Here is a 15403-nt window from a genome sequence, read left to right on the forward strand (position 1 = left end):
TGCCTGCGTGGCGGCACGGGCACGGGGAAGCGAGGGCACGGGTGGGCACCGACACCGTGCGGGCACAGGCGGCCGACGAGACAGCCGGGCGACGGCGCGAACAGCGCGGCTGGTACTTCTACGACTGGGCCTGCTCGGTCTACTCGACCAGCGTGCTCACCGTGTTCCTGGGCCCGTACCTGACGTCGGTCGCCAAGGCGGCGGCGGACGCCGACGGCTTCGTCCGCCCCCTCGGGGTCCCGGTGCGCGCGGGTTCCTTCTTCCCCTACGCGGTGTCCCTGTCGGTGATCGTGGCCGTGCTGGCGATGCCGCTGGTGGGCGCGGCGGCCGACCGTACCGGCCGCAAGAAGCCGCTCCTGGCGGCCGCCGCGTATCTGGGCGCCGCGGCGACGACCGGCATGTTCTTCCTGGACGGCGAGCGCTATCTGCTGGGCGGTGTGCTGCTCGTGGTGGCCAACGCCGCGTTCAGCGTGGCGATGATGCTCTACAACTCCTACCTCCCGCAGATCGCCCCGCCCGAGGAGCGCGACGCGGTCTCCTCGCGCGGCTGGGCCCTCGGCTACGCGTCGGGTGCCCTGGTGCTCGTCGCCAACCTGGTGCTCTACCTCGGCCACGACTCCTTCGGCGTCTCGGAGTCCACGGCCGTCCGCATCTGCCTGGCCTCGGCCGGTCTGTGGTGGGGCGCCTTCGCGGTCATCCCGCTACGACGGCTGCGCGACCGCCGCTCCCCCGCGCGGGAGGCGGCCCTGCCCGGCCGCAGGCAGCTCGCGGAGACCCTGCGCGACATGCGCCGCCACCCGCTCACCCTGTCCTTCCTGCTGGCGTACCTCCTCTACAACGACGGCATCCAGACGGTGATCTCCCAGGCGTCCGTGTACGGCTCCGAGGAGCTGGGCCTGGAGCAGTCCACGCTGATCGTCGCCGTGCTGCTGGTGCAGGTGCTCGCGGTGGCGGGCGCGCTGGCGCTCGGCCGACTGGCCCGCCGCTACGGCGCCCAGCGCACGATCCTCGGTTCGCTGGTCGCCTGGACGCTCACGCTGGGCGCCGGGTACTTCCTCCCGGCCGGGGAGCCGGTGTGGTTCTTCGCGCTGGCCGCGGGCATCGGGCTGGTCCTCGGCGGCAGCCAGGCGCTCTCCCGCTCCCTCTTCTCCCACCTGGTCCCACCCGGCAAGGAGGCGGAGTACTTCTCGGCCTACGAGCTGAGCGACCGCGGCATGAGCTGGCTCGGCCCGCTGCTGTTCGGCCTGACGTACCAGCTCACCGGCAGCTACCGGGACGCGATCATCTCGCTGGTGGCCTTCTTCGTACTGGGCTTCGTACTGCTCGCGCGGGTGCCGCTGCGGCGGGCGATCGCCGACGCGGGCAATCCGGTGCCCGACAGGATTTAGCACTCGGAGCGAAAGGGCGGTAGTGTACGCGTTTGGCCTGCCAGGCGTACCGTTACTGCGCGTCAAAGATGCCGAAACGCTGGGTGACATCTCCTTGCAGATGTGACAAACCGGGCGCCGGTGGGTACTGCACTGGTTGACAAGGCTGCGGCTACGACGGCGACGCATGACCCGGAACGGGACTCGGAACGGGAATCTTTACCGCCGACCGGACGTTGACCGGATGACGACGACAGCGACACCTGTCCTGTGGGCGACAAGCCCGGGAGGCACGATTCATGAGTGAGCGAGCTCTTCGCGGCACGCGCCTCGTGGTGACCAGCTACGAGACGGACCGCGGCATCGACCTGGCCCCGCGCCAGGCCGTGGAGTACGCATGTGAGAAGGGGCACCGCTTTGAGATGCCCTTCTCGGTCGAGGCGGAGATCCCGCCGGAGTGGGAGTGCAAGGTCTGCGGGGCCCCAGCACTTCTCGTAGACGGCGACGGTCCGGAGGAGAAGAAGGCCAAGCCTGCGCGTACGCACTGGGACATGCTGATGGAGCGGCGCACCCGCGAGGAACTCGAAGAGGTCCTTGAGGAGCGTCTCGCCGTCCTGCGTTCCGGTGCGATGAACATTGCGGTGCACCCCAGGGACAGCCGCAAGAGCGCGTAGCCGAGGGCCGCGACAACCAGGCACGTGACTGACTGACCGCGGGCGCCGTACGGATCTGATCTGTACGGCGCCCGCGGTCATGGTCATGCCGGAAGCCGTGAGCGCGCCCGCGACCTCAGCGGTTCAGCGGCGGGCGGGGCTCCTCGGGGCGGTCGTCGCGCGGCTCGTCCCGTATGACCTCGCCCTGGACCACCTTGCCGTCCGGGCGGTAGATACGGGCCTGCTGGAAGGCGCCCCCGAGGGTGCCGGGGCGGGCGGTGCGCAGCGTGCGCTCGAAGGTGCGCTCGGCGTAGCGGCTCACCGCCTTCTGCACCGGCGGCACCAGCAGGAGCAGGCCCAGCGCGTCCGAGATCAGCCCCGGCATCATCAGCAGCAGGCCGCCGAGCATCGTCAGGCCGTTGCCGTTGCCGCCGCCGCGGGAGGGGGGTGTGCCCCGCTGCAGCGCCTCGTTCAGGTTCTGGAAGGCGCGCCTGCCCGCCCGCTTGATGACCATGGTGCCGAGCACCAGCCCGGCGATGAGCAGCAGGAACACCGTCAGTCCGCCCGCGGCCCCCGCGACCACGGTCAGCAGCCAGATCTCCAGCACCAGCCAGGCCGCGACGGCCAGCGGCAGGAAGGTCCGCAGCCGGGAGCGCCGGGGCCGGGCGGGTCGGGTGGGAGTCGGAGCGCCAGTCGTCATGGTTCCAGTGTGCCTGGCCCCGGCTCAGCGCGGGATAAGCGGGCCGCGCGGCGACGGCGGCCCGGTCAGCGGCGCCGCCGCACCCGGCTGACCCGCTCCCCCACGCCCCAGGTGGTGACCCGCCACAGGGCCTCCACCAGGATGTCCCGGCTCATCTTGGAGTCGCCGTGCTCGCGCTCGACGAACGTGATGGGCACCTCGACGACGTGGTAACCGGCCTTGACGGCGCGGCGGGCGAGGTCGACCTGGAAGCAGTACCCCTGGGAGGCCACCTCCTCCAGGCCGAGGCCCTCCAGGGTCTCCCGGCGGAAGGCGCGGTAGCCGCCGGTGACGTCGCGGATCGGCACGTCCAGCAGCACGCGCGAGTAGAGGCTGCCGCCCCGGGAGATGAACTCCCGCCCCTTGGGCCAGTTGACCACCCGTCCGCCGGGCACCCAGCGCGAGCCGAGCACCAGGTCGGCGCTCTTGAGGGCGGTCAGCAGCCGGGGCAGCTCCTCCGGCTGGTGGGAGCCGTCGGCGTCCATCTCGACCAGTACGCCGAAGCCGCGCTCCAGGCCCCAGCGGAAGCCCGCGAGATAGGCGGCGCCGAGCCCTTCCTTGCCCTTGCGGTGCAGCACCTGGACCTGCTTGTCCGCGGCGGCCAGCTCGTCGGCGATCTTGCCGGTGCCGTCGGGGCTGTTGTCGTCGGCGACGAGGATGTGCGCCTCGGGGACGGCTTCGCGCACCCGGCTGACGATCGTGGTGATGTTCTCGGCCTCGTTGTAGGTCGGAATGATCACCAGGGCATCGCCGAGCGGACCGAAGCGCCGCCCTGGGTCCTGTGCCGCGGGGGTCCCGTCGCCGTCGTTCACTGCTGCCCCTTCATGTCCGTACGCAGAGGTCCACCATAGTGGGCGCGGCCTGCGCTGACGTGACGGGACGTTCGTATTCCGGTGTGAGTCGCGCGGGTTCGGGGTAGGGATTCGCTTTTTCGGTCTCTTTCGCCCGGAAGGTGCAGGGACCGGCGGTACGGCGGATGGGGGCCCGGCGCCCTTCGGGCCGACCTGGGACCCGCTGGCTGCGGGTCGACCTGAAGCCGTTGTCTACTGAGCGCGCGGGCCCCACCCGGGTCACACCTTGCCGACCGGCCGGACGCCTCCCTCGTCGGCGCGGACGCTGAGCCTGGCTCCCAGTGACGGTGCCCCGGTGCGGTACCCCGTCCCTGACCCAGCGGCGCCGCGTCGAGTGCGCGGAGGTTCCCCGGTCGGGCGTCCGATGGTGGACTCGGCCGAACCTACCGGCCCGCGGGCGCTGCCTGTCAACAGCCGCCGGGCCCGCCGGTCTTCGCGCCGCGCTCCGCCGGGCGGGGAGGATGCGCAGGTCGTGGGTGGCCTGGCGGGCGGGGGCGGGCGCGGTGCCGCCCCCGTAGATCACTCGCCCGGCCGTACGAACACGGTCCGGCCGCCGACCACCGTGCGCAGGCAGACAGGCAGGTCGGAGCCGGGGCGCAGGTCGGGCAGGCCCGGGGTGCCGGAGCGCGGGTCGGTGGACCAGCGGGCGACCCGGTCGTCGGGGGCCTGCACGACGAGGTCGCCGGTGCGCCACACGGCGTAGTCGGCGGGCGCGCCCGGCACCAGGACCCCGGCGTCGTCGCGGCCGGTCGCGCGCCAGCCGCCGCGGGTGTGCGCGGTGAACGCCGCGCGGACGGAGATCCGGTGCTCGGGGGTGTGGTGGAAGGCGGCGGCGCGGACCGTGCCCCACGGGTCGAGCGGGGTGACGGGGCTGTCGGAGCCGAAGGCGAGCGGGACACCGGCGCGCAGCAGGGCGGCGTACGGGTTCAGGGTGCGCGCCCGCTCCGCACCGAGCCGCTGGGCGTACATGCCCTCGTCCCCGCCCCAGAGCGCGTCGAAGGCGGGCTGGACGGAGGCGGTCAGGCCCAGCTCGGCGAAGGCGGCGATGGTGTCGGGGGTGAGCATCTCGGCGTGCTCGACGCGGTGCCGGGCGGCGCGGACGCGGGCCAGGCCGACCTTCTCGGCGGCGGCGCGGACGCCCTCGACGACGGCGGTGACGGCGGCGTCCCCGATGGCGTGGAAGCCCGCCTGGAGGCCCGCCTCGGTGCAGGCGGCGACGTGGGCGGCGACGGCGTCGGCGTCCAGGTAGGCGGTGCCGGTGTGGGCGGCGTCGGCGTAGGGCTGGTGCAGGCAGGCGGTGTGGGAGCCGAGGGCGCCGTCGACGAACAGGTCACCGGCGGCGCCGACGGCGCCCAGTTCCCGTGCCCGGTCCACGTCCCGGTCGGCCCAGTAGCCGACGACGCGCGGGCCGTCCTCCTCGGCGGCGAGGCGGAGCAGGCCGGTGAAGTCGTCCTCGGCGGAGATCTCCGGCCCGGCGCACTCATGCACGGTGCCGATGCCGAGGGCGGCGGCGCGGGCGAGGGCGGCGCGCTGGGCCTCGGTGCGCTGGGCCGGGGTGACGGCGGCGAGGGCGGCGGCGCGTACGGCGTGGTGGTCGTCGGCGGTCAGCGGCCGGTCCTCGCGGGTGACGTCGCCGGGAACGAGGTCGAGGAGGGCGGTGGTGACGACCGCGGAGTGGACGTCGATGCGGCTGAGGTAGAGGGGGCGTCCGCCGGTCGCCGCGTCGAGTTCGGCGCGGGTCGGGGGACGGCCGCCGGGCCAGCGGGCGGCGTCCCAGCCGTGCCCGAGCAGCACGCGGTCGTGCGGGCGGGCGGCGGCGAACTCCCGTACCTGGGCGAGGGCGGCGTCCAGGGTGGGCGCGGTGGACAGGTCGAGGCCGGTGAGCGCGAGGCCGGTGGCGGTGGTGTGCACATGGGCGTCGGTGAAGGCGGGGGTGACGAGGGCGCCGTCCAGGTCGACGACCTCGTCGACGCCGTCGGCGAAGGCGTCGGCGGCGCCCTCGGAGCCGACCCAGGCGACCTGGCCGCGCTCGACGACCATGGCGGTGGCGAAGGGGTCGGCGGGGCTGTGGACCTCGCCGCGGCGAAGCAGAACGGTCTTGACCGGCTCGGTGCGCTCACTCATGGGCACCAGTCTCACCCCGGGCGGGAGGCTCTCCGCACCGAGGGCACCCCAAGGGCGACGGGAGGACGTGCCGCCCCGCCCGCCAGCCCCGTCAGATGCGCGGCGGCCGGGCCTCGTACGGCGTGGACAGGACCACCGTCGTCCGGGTGGACACGCCCGCCAACGACCGCAGCCGCGCGAGCAGTTCCTCCAGCTCGTGCGGGGTGCCGACGCGCACCTTGAGGATGTAGTTCTCGTCGCCCGCGACGCTGTGGCACGCCTCGATCTCGGGGACCCCCGCCAGCCGCTCCGCGATGTCGTCCGGGGCGCTGGGGTCGAAGGGTTTCACCGAGATGAACGCGGTCATGGGCAGCCCGACGGCCTCGGGGTCGACCACCGCGGCGTAGCCGCGGATGACGCCACGCTGTTCCAGCCGACGCACCCGCTGGTGCACGGCCGACGTGGACAGGCCCGTGGCCTTGCCCAAGTCTGTGTAGCTCATCCGCCCGTCCTTGACGAGCAGCTGCACGATCTGACGGTCCAGCTCCTCCATGGCGCAAGAACCTACAGTGCGCTTGATCTCCTCGGATACCTCGGCAGAACGGACCGTGGCGCACGCAGGGGACAAATGCGCCGGGCCGGGCACCTGCACGCGGCATGTGACGAAGACCACACGGCTCTGACGTGCCTCGTAATGTTCTCGTGATTACCCCGGATGCCGGACGGGAAGTGCTTGCTGTGGTCGAGGCCGCAGCGCCTTCACGGCCCAGCCCGAGGGGGAGAATCCCATGCAGAGTCTTAAGCGCCCTGGTCGTACCGCGCCCAAGCGCCAGCAGTTCGTCGTCGAGCCCGCGCCGGAGGGCGTCGAACCCGACGACTTCGACGCCGACGAGCTTGACGCGTACGACACCTTCGAGATGTTCCGGGTGATCTGCCCGGACTGCGCGCAGCCCATCGCCCTGCTGGCGGACGAGGAGGTCCTGCCGGAGCACGCGCTGTGCGCCTCACCGTGGAACCCGTTCGGCCTCACGGTCTGCGCCGGTACGGGCCGCCGGGCCTCCGACGCCCGCCCCGCCGACGAGTCGGTGGAACCGCAGGAGCAGGACACCTCCCTGCTGTTGACGCTCCCTCAGGGCCTCGACTGGCGGACCCAGCCGTTCTCCCACGTCGGCGGCCCGGGCTCCCGCCCCCTCAGGCTCCCGACGATGCGCCACAACGCCGCCTGACCGCCCCACACGCCGGTCCCCGCAGCATCCCCTCACTCCGTCCCCGCGCCATGGCCACGCCGCGCCGTGGCGCGGGTCCAGCGCGCCTGAGATGCGATGGCCGCGGTCCCCGGGCCCGTAACCTTCAGCCATGCGCATAGGTGCGATCACACGGGACGCCGTACTGCGGGCCATTGCCGAGTACGACCAGTTGGGGCGGACGGATTTCCTCGCGAAGTACGGCTTCAAGGAGTCCCTTTCTTACGTGCTCGTGCACGAGGGAGGGTGGTACGACTCCAAGGCCATCGCTGGCGTGGCGCACAAGTGGGACCACGGCAGGGCGCTGCTGCCTGCGGAGTTCAGCGGTGGTAAGGACCATGCCGCGGCCTGGCTCAGGCGAGCCGGGTTCAAGGTCAAAGCCGTCAGAAACCCCGACTGGGCACGCGATGAGGTCATCCTCGCCTGCCACCTGGTGATGACCAACGGCTGGAAGGGGCTCGACGCGAACGACCAGCGGGTCATCGAGTTGTCTGCCCTCCTGCAACGGATGCCGATCCACGCGGAGGCCGATCGCAACGAGAAGTTCCGTAACCCGAACGGAGTGGCCCGAAAGACGTTCGACATCGCCACGCGGCACCCGGCGTACCAAGGCAAGCCCACCAATGGCGGAGCCCTCGACGTCGAAGTACTGAACGACTTCCTTGCCAGGCCGGCCGAGATGACCGAGGTGGCTCAGCTCATCCGGGAGGGCATCACCACGGGCGATCTCGAGAATCTCCCGCCGGACGAGGGCGAGGAACTGGACGACTACAGCGCGCCTGAAGGACGACTGTTGCTGCGGCGGCACAGGAGTCGGGAGCGGAACAAGGCTCTACGCAAGAAGAAGATCGACGCAGTGCTCCGGCAGGGGCGACGGCTCAGCTGTGAGGCTTGTGGATTCGACTTCGAAGAGGTCTACGGCGAGCGCGGAGACGGCTACATCGAGTGCCACCACGTCGTCCCGCTGCATCAAGCGGGCGAGGGCCGGACCAAGCTGAGCGACCTCGCACTGATCTGCTCCAACTGCCACCGGATGATTCACCGCCGTGCCCCCTGGCCTACACCGAGTGAACTTCGGGCCCTCATCGAGGCCCGCCGGACGCGCCTGAACCATGCAGTGCGGCTACACCCGACCCCACCTCAGCGCACGCACCAGCCACAAGCTCCACACCCACGCGCCGGAGCGCTTCAGGAACGCACGGGCGATTCCGTGCGCCGGTGACCTGTGGGCCGAGGGTGCGTTGGGGAGGTATGAGCACCATTCAGTCGGTGAGCGGGCGGCAGCGTCAGATTTTCTTTCGTCGGCCCGCAGGAACGGTTCCGCTGCCGTCGCAGGCGCCCGCGTCGCAGGTGGCCGATCCGCCCATCTACCGGGATCTGCTGCGGACGTGGGCGGGCCACGGCCGCACCCTGCCGGGGCGCCACGACCCGGAGTGGGTGCGGCTGGCGGCGCCCCTGGTGCGGCCGGGGCAGTTCAGCGCGTCTCCGGGCCCACGAGATGGCGGGCGATGACCATCCGCTGGATCTGGTTGGTGCCCTCGACGATCTGGAGCACCTTGGCCTCGCGCATGTAGCGCTCGGCGGGGAAGTCCGCGGTGTAGCCGTACCCGCCGAGGATTTGCACGGCGTCGGTGGTGACCCGCATCGCCGTGTCGGTGCAGTGCAGCTTCGCCATGGCCGCCTGCCGGGCGAACGGACGGCCCGCGTCCCGCAGCCGCGCCGCCGCCAGGTACAGCGCGCGGCCCGCCTCGATCTGGGTCGCCATGTCGGCCAGCATGAAGCGCAGCCCCTGGAAGTCGGCGATCGGCCTGCCGAACTGGCGCCGCTCGGCCGCGTACGCCACCGCCTCGTCGAGCGCCGCCTGCGCCACGCCGATCGCGCAGGCCGCGATGCCGAGCCGCCCGGAGTCCAGCGCGGCGAGGGCGATCGCGAAGCCCTGGCCCTCCTCCCCGATGCGGCGGCTGTCCGGGACCCGTACGCCGTCGAGGTGGACCTGGGCGGTGGGTGAGCCCTTCATGCCCATCTTCTTCTCCGGCGCGGCGGCGCTCAGCCCCGCGGCGTCGCCGGGCACCAGGAACGCGGTGATCCCGCGCGGGCCCTCCTCGCCGGTGCGCGCCATGACGGTGTAGAAGTCCGCGACGCCGCCGTGGGTGATCCACGCCTTGGTGCCGGTGATCACCCAGTCGTCGCCGTCCCGCACGGCACGGGTGCGCAGGGACGCGGCGTCGGAGCCGGAGGACGGCTCGGAGAGGCAGTAGGCGCCGAGCAGACCGCCGCCCAGCATCGCGGGCAGGTGCTCGACCTGCTGCTCCTTGCTGCCGTAGGCGGCCAGCGCGTAGGAGGCCAGGGTGTGCACGCTGACACCGAGGCCGACGGTGAGCCGGGCCGCGGCGAGTTCCTCCAGGACCTGGAGGTAGACCTCGTACGGCTGGTCACCGCCGCCGTACTCGGCGTCGTAGGGCAGTCCGAGCAGGCCGGACTGCGAGAGCAGGGAGAAAACCTCGCGCGGGAAGCGGCCCGCGTCCTCCTCCTCGGCCGCCTGCGGGGCGATCTCGCGCTGCGCGATGTCACGGACGAGCGAGATCAGGTCCCGGGCCTCGTCCGTGGGCAGTTGACGGTCCACCGGTTGCGGGGCGCGGTCGGGCATGGAAACGCTCTCCTCCCTTTTCGGGCACAGCGGCGGACGCGCGTCTCGGGTGGTGGCGGCTCCGCCGGGTCTCACAGCGGTCGCCGGTGCCCCCGCTCCCGGGTCTCGGAAGCGGCTGACCAGCGGCTGCGCTGTGAGTATGCCCGATCAACGACCTCCCGTCACCGGTTAACGACCGCTCACTTCCAGCCGTACCCGGCGGGTGTCCGCGGCGAACGCCAGGAGACGCCACACCCCCCGCGCGGCCCCTTCAGGCGTCGCGGCGGGCCGGTGCGGGGGCGCGGTACGCGGGGTCCAGTTCCTCGATGGCGCGCAGGGTGCCGCCGAGGGTCCTCACCAGCAGCTCCCGCATCGTCTCCCGGGACAGCCCGGGGCGGTCGATCCAGTCGAGGGTGGCGCCCTCCACGCCGCAGACCCAGCCGAGCAACCCCATGCGCGCGACCGGCGCGACCTCCCGGCTGCCGTAGGCGCCGTCGGCGATGGTGTCGACGATCGCCTCGCGCACCCCGTCCCGGATGGCCTGCACCTCGGTGTCGAAGCCGACGCCGCCGCTGACGATGGTGCGGAAGGCGGCCTGGTTGTGCTCGGCGTAGCGCAGGTAGCCCTCGACGGTGCGGTGCACCCGGTCCAACTGGGGCAGCTCGGCCTCGCGGGCCGCGAAGTCGACCAGGTCGGCGACGGAGTCCTGGACGATGGCGAGGTAGTAGCCGCGCTTGGACTGGAAGTAGTAGTAGATCAGTCCCTTGGCGACCTGGGCCTGGCGGGCGATGTCGTCCATGGAGAGGGTGTCGTAGGACCTGTCGGCGAACAGCCGCCGCCCGATGGCGAGGAGTTCGGCGCGCCGCGCCAGGGAGCGCTCGGTGCCTCGCACCCGGGGGCGGGGGCGGTCGTCGGCGGTGGCGCTCTGTCGACTGGTATTCACTTTCGACCCTGGTCTACGGGGGCGGGCGGGACTCCACCGCAGTATGGCAGGTGGGTCACCGGCCCCGGCGGGGGTCAGACCAGGCCGAGCTGGGTCACGAGCATGGCGAGGACCATCACGAGCACCCACCCGAGGGCGTGCTCGACGATCTTGGGGCCGTGGTCCTGGGGGCCGCCGGTGCGGACGCGGGCGGCGGTGGCGGGGTGTGCGGTCATCCGTCCACCCTGCCACCGCCGGACGCCCGTGCGGCGGAGAGCTTGGTCACAGCGGACCGCGGCTCAGCACACGCCGACCGCCTTCAGCGCGGCGCGCTGCCGCGGGGTCGGGCGGGCCGGGAAGTAGAGGTAGCAGACGCCGCCGGTGCCGGAGACGACCTTGCCGGAGGCGTTGTACCGCTTGGTCCGCAGCCAGATGTTCTCCCACTCCCGCCGCAGGTAGACGCGGCGCACCGCCTCGTTGCTGGGCGAGGCCGGGTCGTTGGCGATCACGTCGCCGTCGGGGGTGAAGCCGATCACCGTCATCAGGTGCCCGGAGGTGCCGTACCCGGAGCCGGTCAGCTCCTCCTCGCGGAACGACTGGGACGTTATGGCCGGGATGCCCGCCGCGACCAGCGTCTCCAGGTCGGTGAGCGAGGCGAGCCGGGTGACGACGCCCTGGATGCCGTCGAAGGTGGCGGCGTAGGCGGCGTTGAACGGCCAGTTGCCGCAGCCCGCGTACTGGTAGTCGTAGGTGTACCGGGCCGCGTGGCAGACCTGCGGGTCGGCGTAGGAGGGGTCGACCCAGGAGAGCTGCTCGTCGGTGAGCCGTCCGCCCCAGTACTCGATGATCATCTGCGAGGAGGTGGGGCTGCACCAGGCCTCGCCGCCGTTGTCGTACTCGGGGTACTGGCCCGCGTGGATCTCCTGCGAGTAGCGCGGTACGGCCAGTTCGCGGGCCACGCCGGGGGTGGAGGCGGGCACGGTGAAGCGGTCCGGGATGTCGGAGCCCATCGCGCCGAGCCGCCACACGGTCGGGGTCGCCTTCGAGCCCGGGGCGCGGTAGAGGGTCAGGCGCAGCCGGTACGCGGTCAGGCGCAGGCCGGTGGAGGCGTCGTCGATGGCGAAGGTGTCCGTCCAGACGCTGCTCTTGCCGTCGCCCTGGTCGTCCACCGAGGTCCGCCGGATGTCCTGGTCGCCCGCCGCCCAGCGGCCCATGACGTACCAGGGGGTGTCGGTCCCGTCGGAGTAGGTGCCCTTCAGCTCGACCTGGAGCCAGGTGCCGTCCGGGGTGTGCGCGTTCCAGGAGGCGATCACCTCGGTGGCGGGCACGGTCAGCCGGTGCGCCGGGGAGGTCCAGGTGGCGTACTCCCAGGCGGCGGTGCGTCCGGTGTGCGGGTCGGTGTAGTCGGTCGTCCCGGCGGGGGTGGCGATGGCCACGCCGGGGCGGGCGCCGCCGAGGACCCGGGTGCCGCGGGCGGTTCCGGCGCGCCAGTCGGTGTACGTCGTCCAGGCGCGGTTGTCGATGGGGCGGGCCGGGGCCTCGGCGGGACCCGCGGTGGGGCCCGTGGCGGCGCCCGCCGCGTGGGCGACCGCCCCTCCCGCGCCGCTGCCCACCGCGGCGACCACGACGGCGGCGGCGGTCAGGACGGTTCTGCGGGACGGCTGTTCGGCTCTGCTCATGGGCGAAAGACCCCCAGGTGTCGAAGTCGGGGCAGGTCAGTGCTTGGATCGTGGGCCAACTATGGCCGCTGACCGGGCCGTCGGGCCAGCACTTGGGACCATGGCGCGTCCAGCAATATTGGTCTCGACCAGTGGTGTTGGCTGCGGGGCTCCGCCAGCCGGGGCCCCGCCGCGCGGCGCCGGGCGACCGTGGATGATGGGGACGTGCCGCCCTCCGTGCCGTCCTCCGTGCCACCCTCCGTGCCGCCCTCCTCCCGCCCCCTCGCCCGCCCGGACGCCGCGCTCACCGCCCTCGCCGGTGCGCTGCGCGCGCTGCCGCCGTCGCTCGGGCCGGTCCGGCTGGTCGGTGTCGACGGGCACGCCGGGTCGGGGAAGTCCACGTTCGCCGGGCGCCTGTCCGAGGCACTGGGCGGCGCCCCGGTGCTGCGCCTGGACGACATCGCCAGCCACCGCGAGCTGTTCGCGTGGACCGACCGGCTGCTGGCCCAGGTGATCGAACCCCTGCGGCACGGCGACCCGGCGCACTACGCCCCCTACGACTGGCGGGCCCGCCGCTTCGGCCCGCCCCGCACCCTGGAGCCCGCGCCGGTGGTCCTCCTCGAAGGGGTCGGCGCCGGACGCCGGGCGCTCCGCCCCCACCTGGCCCGGCTGCTGTGGATGGACCTGCCGCCCGCCGAGTCCTGGCGGCGCGGCCGGGAACGGGACGGGGCGGAGCAGCGGGAGTTCTGGGACGGCTGGGTCCGCGCGGAACGGCGGCACTTCGCCGACGACCCCTCCCGGCCCTTCGCCGATGTGCTGGTGCGGCAGAAAAATCAGGGGTACGAGGTGCTGCCGGGGCCCGCTGGACAGCCGCCCCACGACCCGGCGCATGACACTCAGTAACCGCTCACCCATGATGTGGTGAACCTGTGAAGACCCTGCTCCCGAAGTTGCCCAAGTGCTCCAACTCCGCTTGACCGGGGGGCCGTACAGGACTTACGTTCTCAATGTGCGGCCCATCGAGGCCGCCCCCGACGCGAAGCCCCCGGTTGTTCCCCCGTGACCGGGGGCTTCGTTCTGCCCCCACCCCTCCGTCACCGGCGCGGTGCGGCGCGATCCGCTCACCCTGGGTCACCACCCGCACCCCGCCCCAGCCGCTCCCACCTCGCCAAACGGCCGCTACGGCACCCTTCGGCGGGCGACGGCCCACGGGTACGATGCCCTCGGGTGCGACCTTCCGGACGACGACGTCTCGCACCGCCGCAACTCATGTGCGGGGCACGGCGGTTCGGCCAGACATCCGGCGGGCGACGGCCCGGCGGTGAACCAGCGGGGGCACGGTTTGTGGGGGGACGCGATGGACTTCGGCACGCAAGGTCCCGAGGCCCCGGCCGACCTCGCCTGGCTGCGGGGCGTGGACGCCTACACCATGGGCGCCTATCCGCAGGCGGAGGAGGAGTTCCGCACGGCGGTGCGCCTCGACCCCGGGATGGCGGACGGCTGGCTGGGACTGCACGCGCTGCGCGTCGACACCACGACCGCGCTGCTGCGGATGTTCCGGCACCGTGAACGCTTCGGCGAACAGCGCGCCCGGCACCGCCGTACCCTCAACTCCTGGTACTGGCTGGGCTGGTGGGTGCAGCCGGTGCTGGAGAGCCCCCGCGACCTGCTGCTCGCGCACGCCTCGCACTGGCTGGACGGCCGCCACGTCCCGGAGCTGGACCGGGCGCTCGCCGGACTGCCCCCGGTGGACACCGACCCGCAGGTGCGCTTCCTGCACGCCTGCCGCGCCTATCTGGTCAAGGACTGGGAGCAGTTGGTCCGGCACACCGACCCGCTCCTCGACGATCCGCTGCTCGGGATAGAGGCGGGCCTGTTCGGCGGCATGGCCCGGGTCCGCCTGGAGATGTACGGGCAGGCCGAGCCGCTGCTGTCCACCGCGCTGATGCGCTGCCGAAGTGAGCAGCCGCAGCGCAAGGAGCTGCGGTACTGGCTGGCGCGGGCGCACGAGGGCACCGGCCGTTCGGCGGCGGCGCTGCCGCTGTACCGGGCCGTGCACCGGGTCGACCCGGCGTTCATGGACACCTCCGCCCGGCTCGCCGCGATAGCCGAGGGCGACGGCTACGACGAGTCCGACGGCCTCGGCGCGATCGTCCTCACCGGCACCGGGCCCGACCTCGACGGCCTGGACGCGACCGACCCGCTCTTCGACACCGAGGGACGGGACCTGAAGCTCTCCGATCCGGGTCCGCCGCCGACCGGTCCGCCGCCCGCGGTGAGCGATCCGGTGGTGCGGGAGCGGGACGCCGTACCGTCCGGGCCGCTGCCCGCCGGGCCGACGGATCCGGCGCTGCTGGCCGAGGCGCTCGCCGAGCTGGAGCGGATGGTCGGGCTGGAGCCGGTGAAGCGGCAGGTCAAGGCGTTGTCGGCGCAGCTCAACATGGCGCGGCTGCGGGCCGGGCAGGGGCTGCCGGTGCAGCCGCCCAAGCGGCACTTCGTCTTCTCCGGCCCGTCCGGCACCGGCAAGACCACCGTCGCCCGCATCCTGGGCCGGGTCTTCTACGCCCTCGGGCTGCTCGGCGGCGACCACCTGGTGGAGGCGCAGCGGGCCGACCTGGTGGGCGAGTACCTGGGGCAGACCGCGGTGAAGGCCAACGAGCTGATCGACTCCGCGCTCGGCGGGGTCCTCTTCGTCGACGAGGCGTACTCGCTGTCCAACTCCGGGTACGGCAAGGGCGACGCGTACGGCGACGAGGCGTTGCAGGTGCTGCTGAAGCGGGCCGAGGACAACCGCGACCACCTGGTGGTGATCCTCGCGGGGTACCCGGAGGGCATGGACCGGCTGCTGGCCGCCAATCCCGGCCTGTCCTCCCGCTTCACCACCCGCGTGGACTTCCCGTCCTACCGGCCCCTGGAACTCACCTCCATCGGTGAGGTGCTGGCGGCGGAGAACGGCGACGTGTGGGACGAGGAGGCGCTCGACGAACTGCGCGCCATCGCCGGGCACGTCGTCGACCAGGGGTGGATCGACGAACTCGGCAACGGGCGGTTCCTGCGCACGCTGTACGAGAAGAGCTGCGCGTACCGCGACCTGCGGCTGTCGGTGTACCCGGGCACGCTGTCCCGGGACGACCTGTCGACGCTGCGGCTGCCGGACCTGATGCAGGCGTACGGCGAGGTGCTGTCGGGGCGGGGGCCGCAGGATCCGTCGGCCCTGTGACGGACGGATCCCACGGCCGC

Annotated in this window: 14 protein-coding genes; 6 read left to right on the top strand and 8 right to left on the bottom strand. The window is 72.7% G+C overall.

The genetic code is table 11. The features are described from left to right. Positions 1 to 41: 41 nt before the first annotated feature. Together ACFQZ6_RS05405 and ACFQZ6_RS05410 are read left to right on the top strand one after the other, a co-directional pair. Positions 42 to 1388 carry an MFS transporter gene (locus ACFQZ6_RS05405; protein ID WP_381605209.1) on the top strand — a complete coding sequence of 449 codons (1347 nt, stop codon included), beginning with the start codon at positions 42 to 44 and terminating at the stop codon, positions 1386 to 1388. 278 nt (positions 1389 to 1666) lie between these two features. After that, on the top strand, positions 1667 to 2041 hold the full coding sequence (locus tag ACFQZ6_RS05410; protein ID WP_009187548.1) for an RNA polymerase-binding protein RbpA: 375 nt from the start codon (positions 1667 to 1669) through the stop codon (positions 2039 to 2041). A 115-nt stretch (positions 2042 to 2156) separates the two neighbouring features. Here ACFQZ6_RS05410 and fxsA read toward each other — a convergent pair whose 3' ends face one another. The 4 genes from fxsA to ACFQZ6_RS05430 all read right to left on the bottom strand — a co-directional run bounded on the left by fxsA (position 2157) and on the right by ACFQZ6_RS05430 (position 6266). Further along, a complete protein-coding gene (gene fxsA, locus ACFQZ6_RS05415) occupies positions 2157 to 2720 on the bottom strand; it encodes an FxsA family membrane protein (protein ID WP_381605210.1) in 564 nt (187 codons plus the stop codon). A gap of 65 nt (positions 2721 to 2785) precedes the next feature. Next, positions 2786 to 3571 (bottom strand): polyprenol monophosphomannose synthase, encoded by a 786-nt coding sequence (locus ACFQZ6_RS05420; RefSeq protein WP_381605211.1) that lies wholly within the window; start codon positions 3569 to 3571, stop codon positions 2786 to 2788. Positions 3572 to 4129: 558 nt separating this feature from the next. Next, entirely contained in the window at positions 4130 to 5734 is a 1605-nt protein-coding gene (locus tag ACFQZ6_RS05425; protein ID WP_381605212.1) for an amidohydrolase, read from the bottom strand. Positions 5735 to 5825: 91 nt separating this feature from the next. Continuing rightward, on the bottom strand, positions 5826 to 6266 hold the full coding sequence (locus ACFQZ6_RS05430; RefSeq protein ID WP_360223567.1) for an Lrp/AsnC family transcriptional regulator: 441 nt from the start codon (positions 6264 to 6266) through the stop codon (positions 5826 to 5828). A gap of 235 nt (positions 6267 to 6501) precedes the next feature. On the opposite strand from ACFQZ6_RS05430, the gene ACFQZ6_RS05435 reads away from it, so the two are divergent. Continuing rightward, positions 6502 to 6939 (top strand): hypothetical protein, encoded by a 438-nt coding sequence (locus ACFQZ6_RS05435; RefSeq protein WP_381605213.1) that lies wholly within the window; start codon positions 6502 to 6504, stop codon positions 6937 to 6939. 130 nt (positions 6940 to 7069) lie between these two features. Beyond that, the gene (locus ACFQZ6_RS05440; protein WP_381605214.1) at positions 7070 to 8179 is read left to right on the top strand and encodes an HNH endonuclease; all 1110 of its coding nucleotides are present in this window, start codon (positions 7070 to 7072) and stop codon (positions 8177 to 8179) included. A 252-nt stretch (positions 8180 to 8431) separates the two neighbouring features. Here the strand turns inward: ACFQZ6_RS05440 and ACFQZ6_RS05445 are convergent, their stop codons facing one another. The 4 genes from ACFQZ6_RS05445 to ACFQZ6_RS05460 all read right to left on the bottom strand — a co-directional run bounded on the left by ACFQZ6_RS05445 (position 8432) and on the right by ACFQZ6_RS05460 (position 12184). Continuing rightward, on the bottom strand, positions 8432 to 9604 hold the full coding sequence (locus ACFQZ6_RS05445) for an acyl-CoA dehydrogenase family protein (protein ID WP_381605215.1): 1173 nt from the start codon (positions 9602 to 9604) through the stop codon (positions 8432 to 8434). A gap of 250 nt (positions 9605 to 9854) precedes the next feature. Further along, complete coding sequence (locus ACFQZ6_RS05450) at positions 9855 to 10526, bottom strand: TetR/AcrR family transcriptional regulator (RefSeq protein WP_381605216.1); 672 nt, start codon at positions 10524 to 10526, stop codon at positions 9855 to 9857. 74 nt (positions 10527 to 10600) lie between these two features. Next, positions 10601 to 10741 carry an SCO1431 family membrane protein gene (locus ACFQZ6_RS05455; RefSeq protein ID WP_381605217.1) on the bottom strand — a complete coding sequence of 47 codons (141 nt, stop codon included), beginning with the start codon at positions 10739 to 10741 and terminating at the stop codon, positions 10601 to 10603. A 63-nt stretch (positions 10742 to 10804) separates the two neighbouring features. Further along, positions 10805 to 12184 carry a peptidase C39 family protein gene (locus ACFQZ6_RS05460; RefSeq protein ID WP_381605218.1) on the bottom strand — a complete coding sequence of 460 codons (1380 nt, stop codon included), beginning with the start codon at positions 12182 to 12184 and terminating at the stop codon, positions 10805 to 10807. A gap of 240 nt (positions 12185 to 12424) precedes the next feature. On the opposite strand from ACFQZ6_RS05460, the gene ACFQZ6_RS05465 reads away from it, so the two are divergent. Beyond that, complete coding sequence (locus ACFQZ6_RS05465) at positions 12425 to 13066, top strand: uridine kinase family protein (protein ID WP_381618091.1); 642 nt, start codon at positions 12425 to 12427, stop codon at positions 13064 to 13066. 454 nt (positions 13067 to 13520) lie between these two features. Next, the gene (locus ACFQZ6_RS05470; protein ID WP_381605219.1) at positions 13521 to 15383 is read left to right on the top strand and encodes an AAA family ATPase; all 1863 of its coding nucleotides are present in this window, start codon (positions 13521 to 13523) and stop codon (positions 15381 to 15383) included. Positions 15384 to 15403 lie beyond the last annotated feature (20 nt).

Source organism: Streptomyces flavalbus, assembly GCF_042674625.1.
GTDB lineage: Bacteria > Actinomycetota > Actinomycetes > Streptomycetales > Streptomycetaceae > Streptomyces > Streptomyces flavalbus.

Bases quoted from the DNA above. Each gene is read 5' to 3' on its own strand.
- ACFQZ6_RS05410 (WP_009187548.1), top strand. From the start codon at position 1,667: ATGAGTGAGCGAGCTCTTCGCGGCACGCGCCTCGTGGTGACCAGCTAC.
- fxsA (WP_381605210.1), bottom strand. From the start codon at position 2,720: ATGACGACTGGCGCTCCGACTCCCACCCGACCCGCCCGGCCCCGGCGC.
- ACFQZ6_RS05425 (WP_381605212.1), bottom strand. From the start codon at position 5,734: ATGAGTGAGCGCACCGAGCCGGTCAAGACCGTTCTGCTTCGCCGCGGC.
- ACFQZ6_RS05430 (WP_360223567.1), bottom strand. From the start codon at position 6,266: ATGGAGGAGCTGGACCGTCAGATCGTGCAGCTGCTCGTCAAGGACGGG.
- ACFQZ6_RS05435 (WP_381605213.1), top strand. From the start codon at position 6,502: ATGCAGAGTCTTAAGCGCCCTGGTCGTACCGCGCCCAAGCGCCAGCAG.
- ACFQZ6_RS05440 (WP_381605214.1), top strand. From the start codon at position 7,070: ATGCGCATAGGTGCGATCACACGGGACGCCGTACTGCGGGCCATTGCC.
- ACFQZ6_RS05445 (WP_381605215.1), bottom strand. From the start codon at position 9,604: ATGCCCGACCGCGCCCCGCAACCGGTGGACCGTCAACTGCCCACGGAC.
- ACFQZ6_RS05455 (WP_381605217.1), bottom strand. From the start codon at position 10,741: ATGACCGCACACCCCGCCACCGCCGCCCGCGTCCGCACCGGCGGCCCC.
- ACFQZ6_RS05460 (WP_381605218.1), bottom strand. From the start codon at position 12,184: ATGAGCAGAGCCGAACAGCCGTCCCGCAGAACCGTCCTGACCGCCGCC.
- ACFQZ6_RS05470 (WP_381605219.1), top strand. From the start codon at position 13,521: ATGGACTTCGGCACGCAAGGTCCCGAGGCCCCGGCCGACCTCGCCTGG.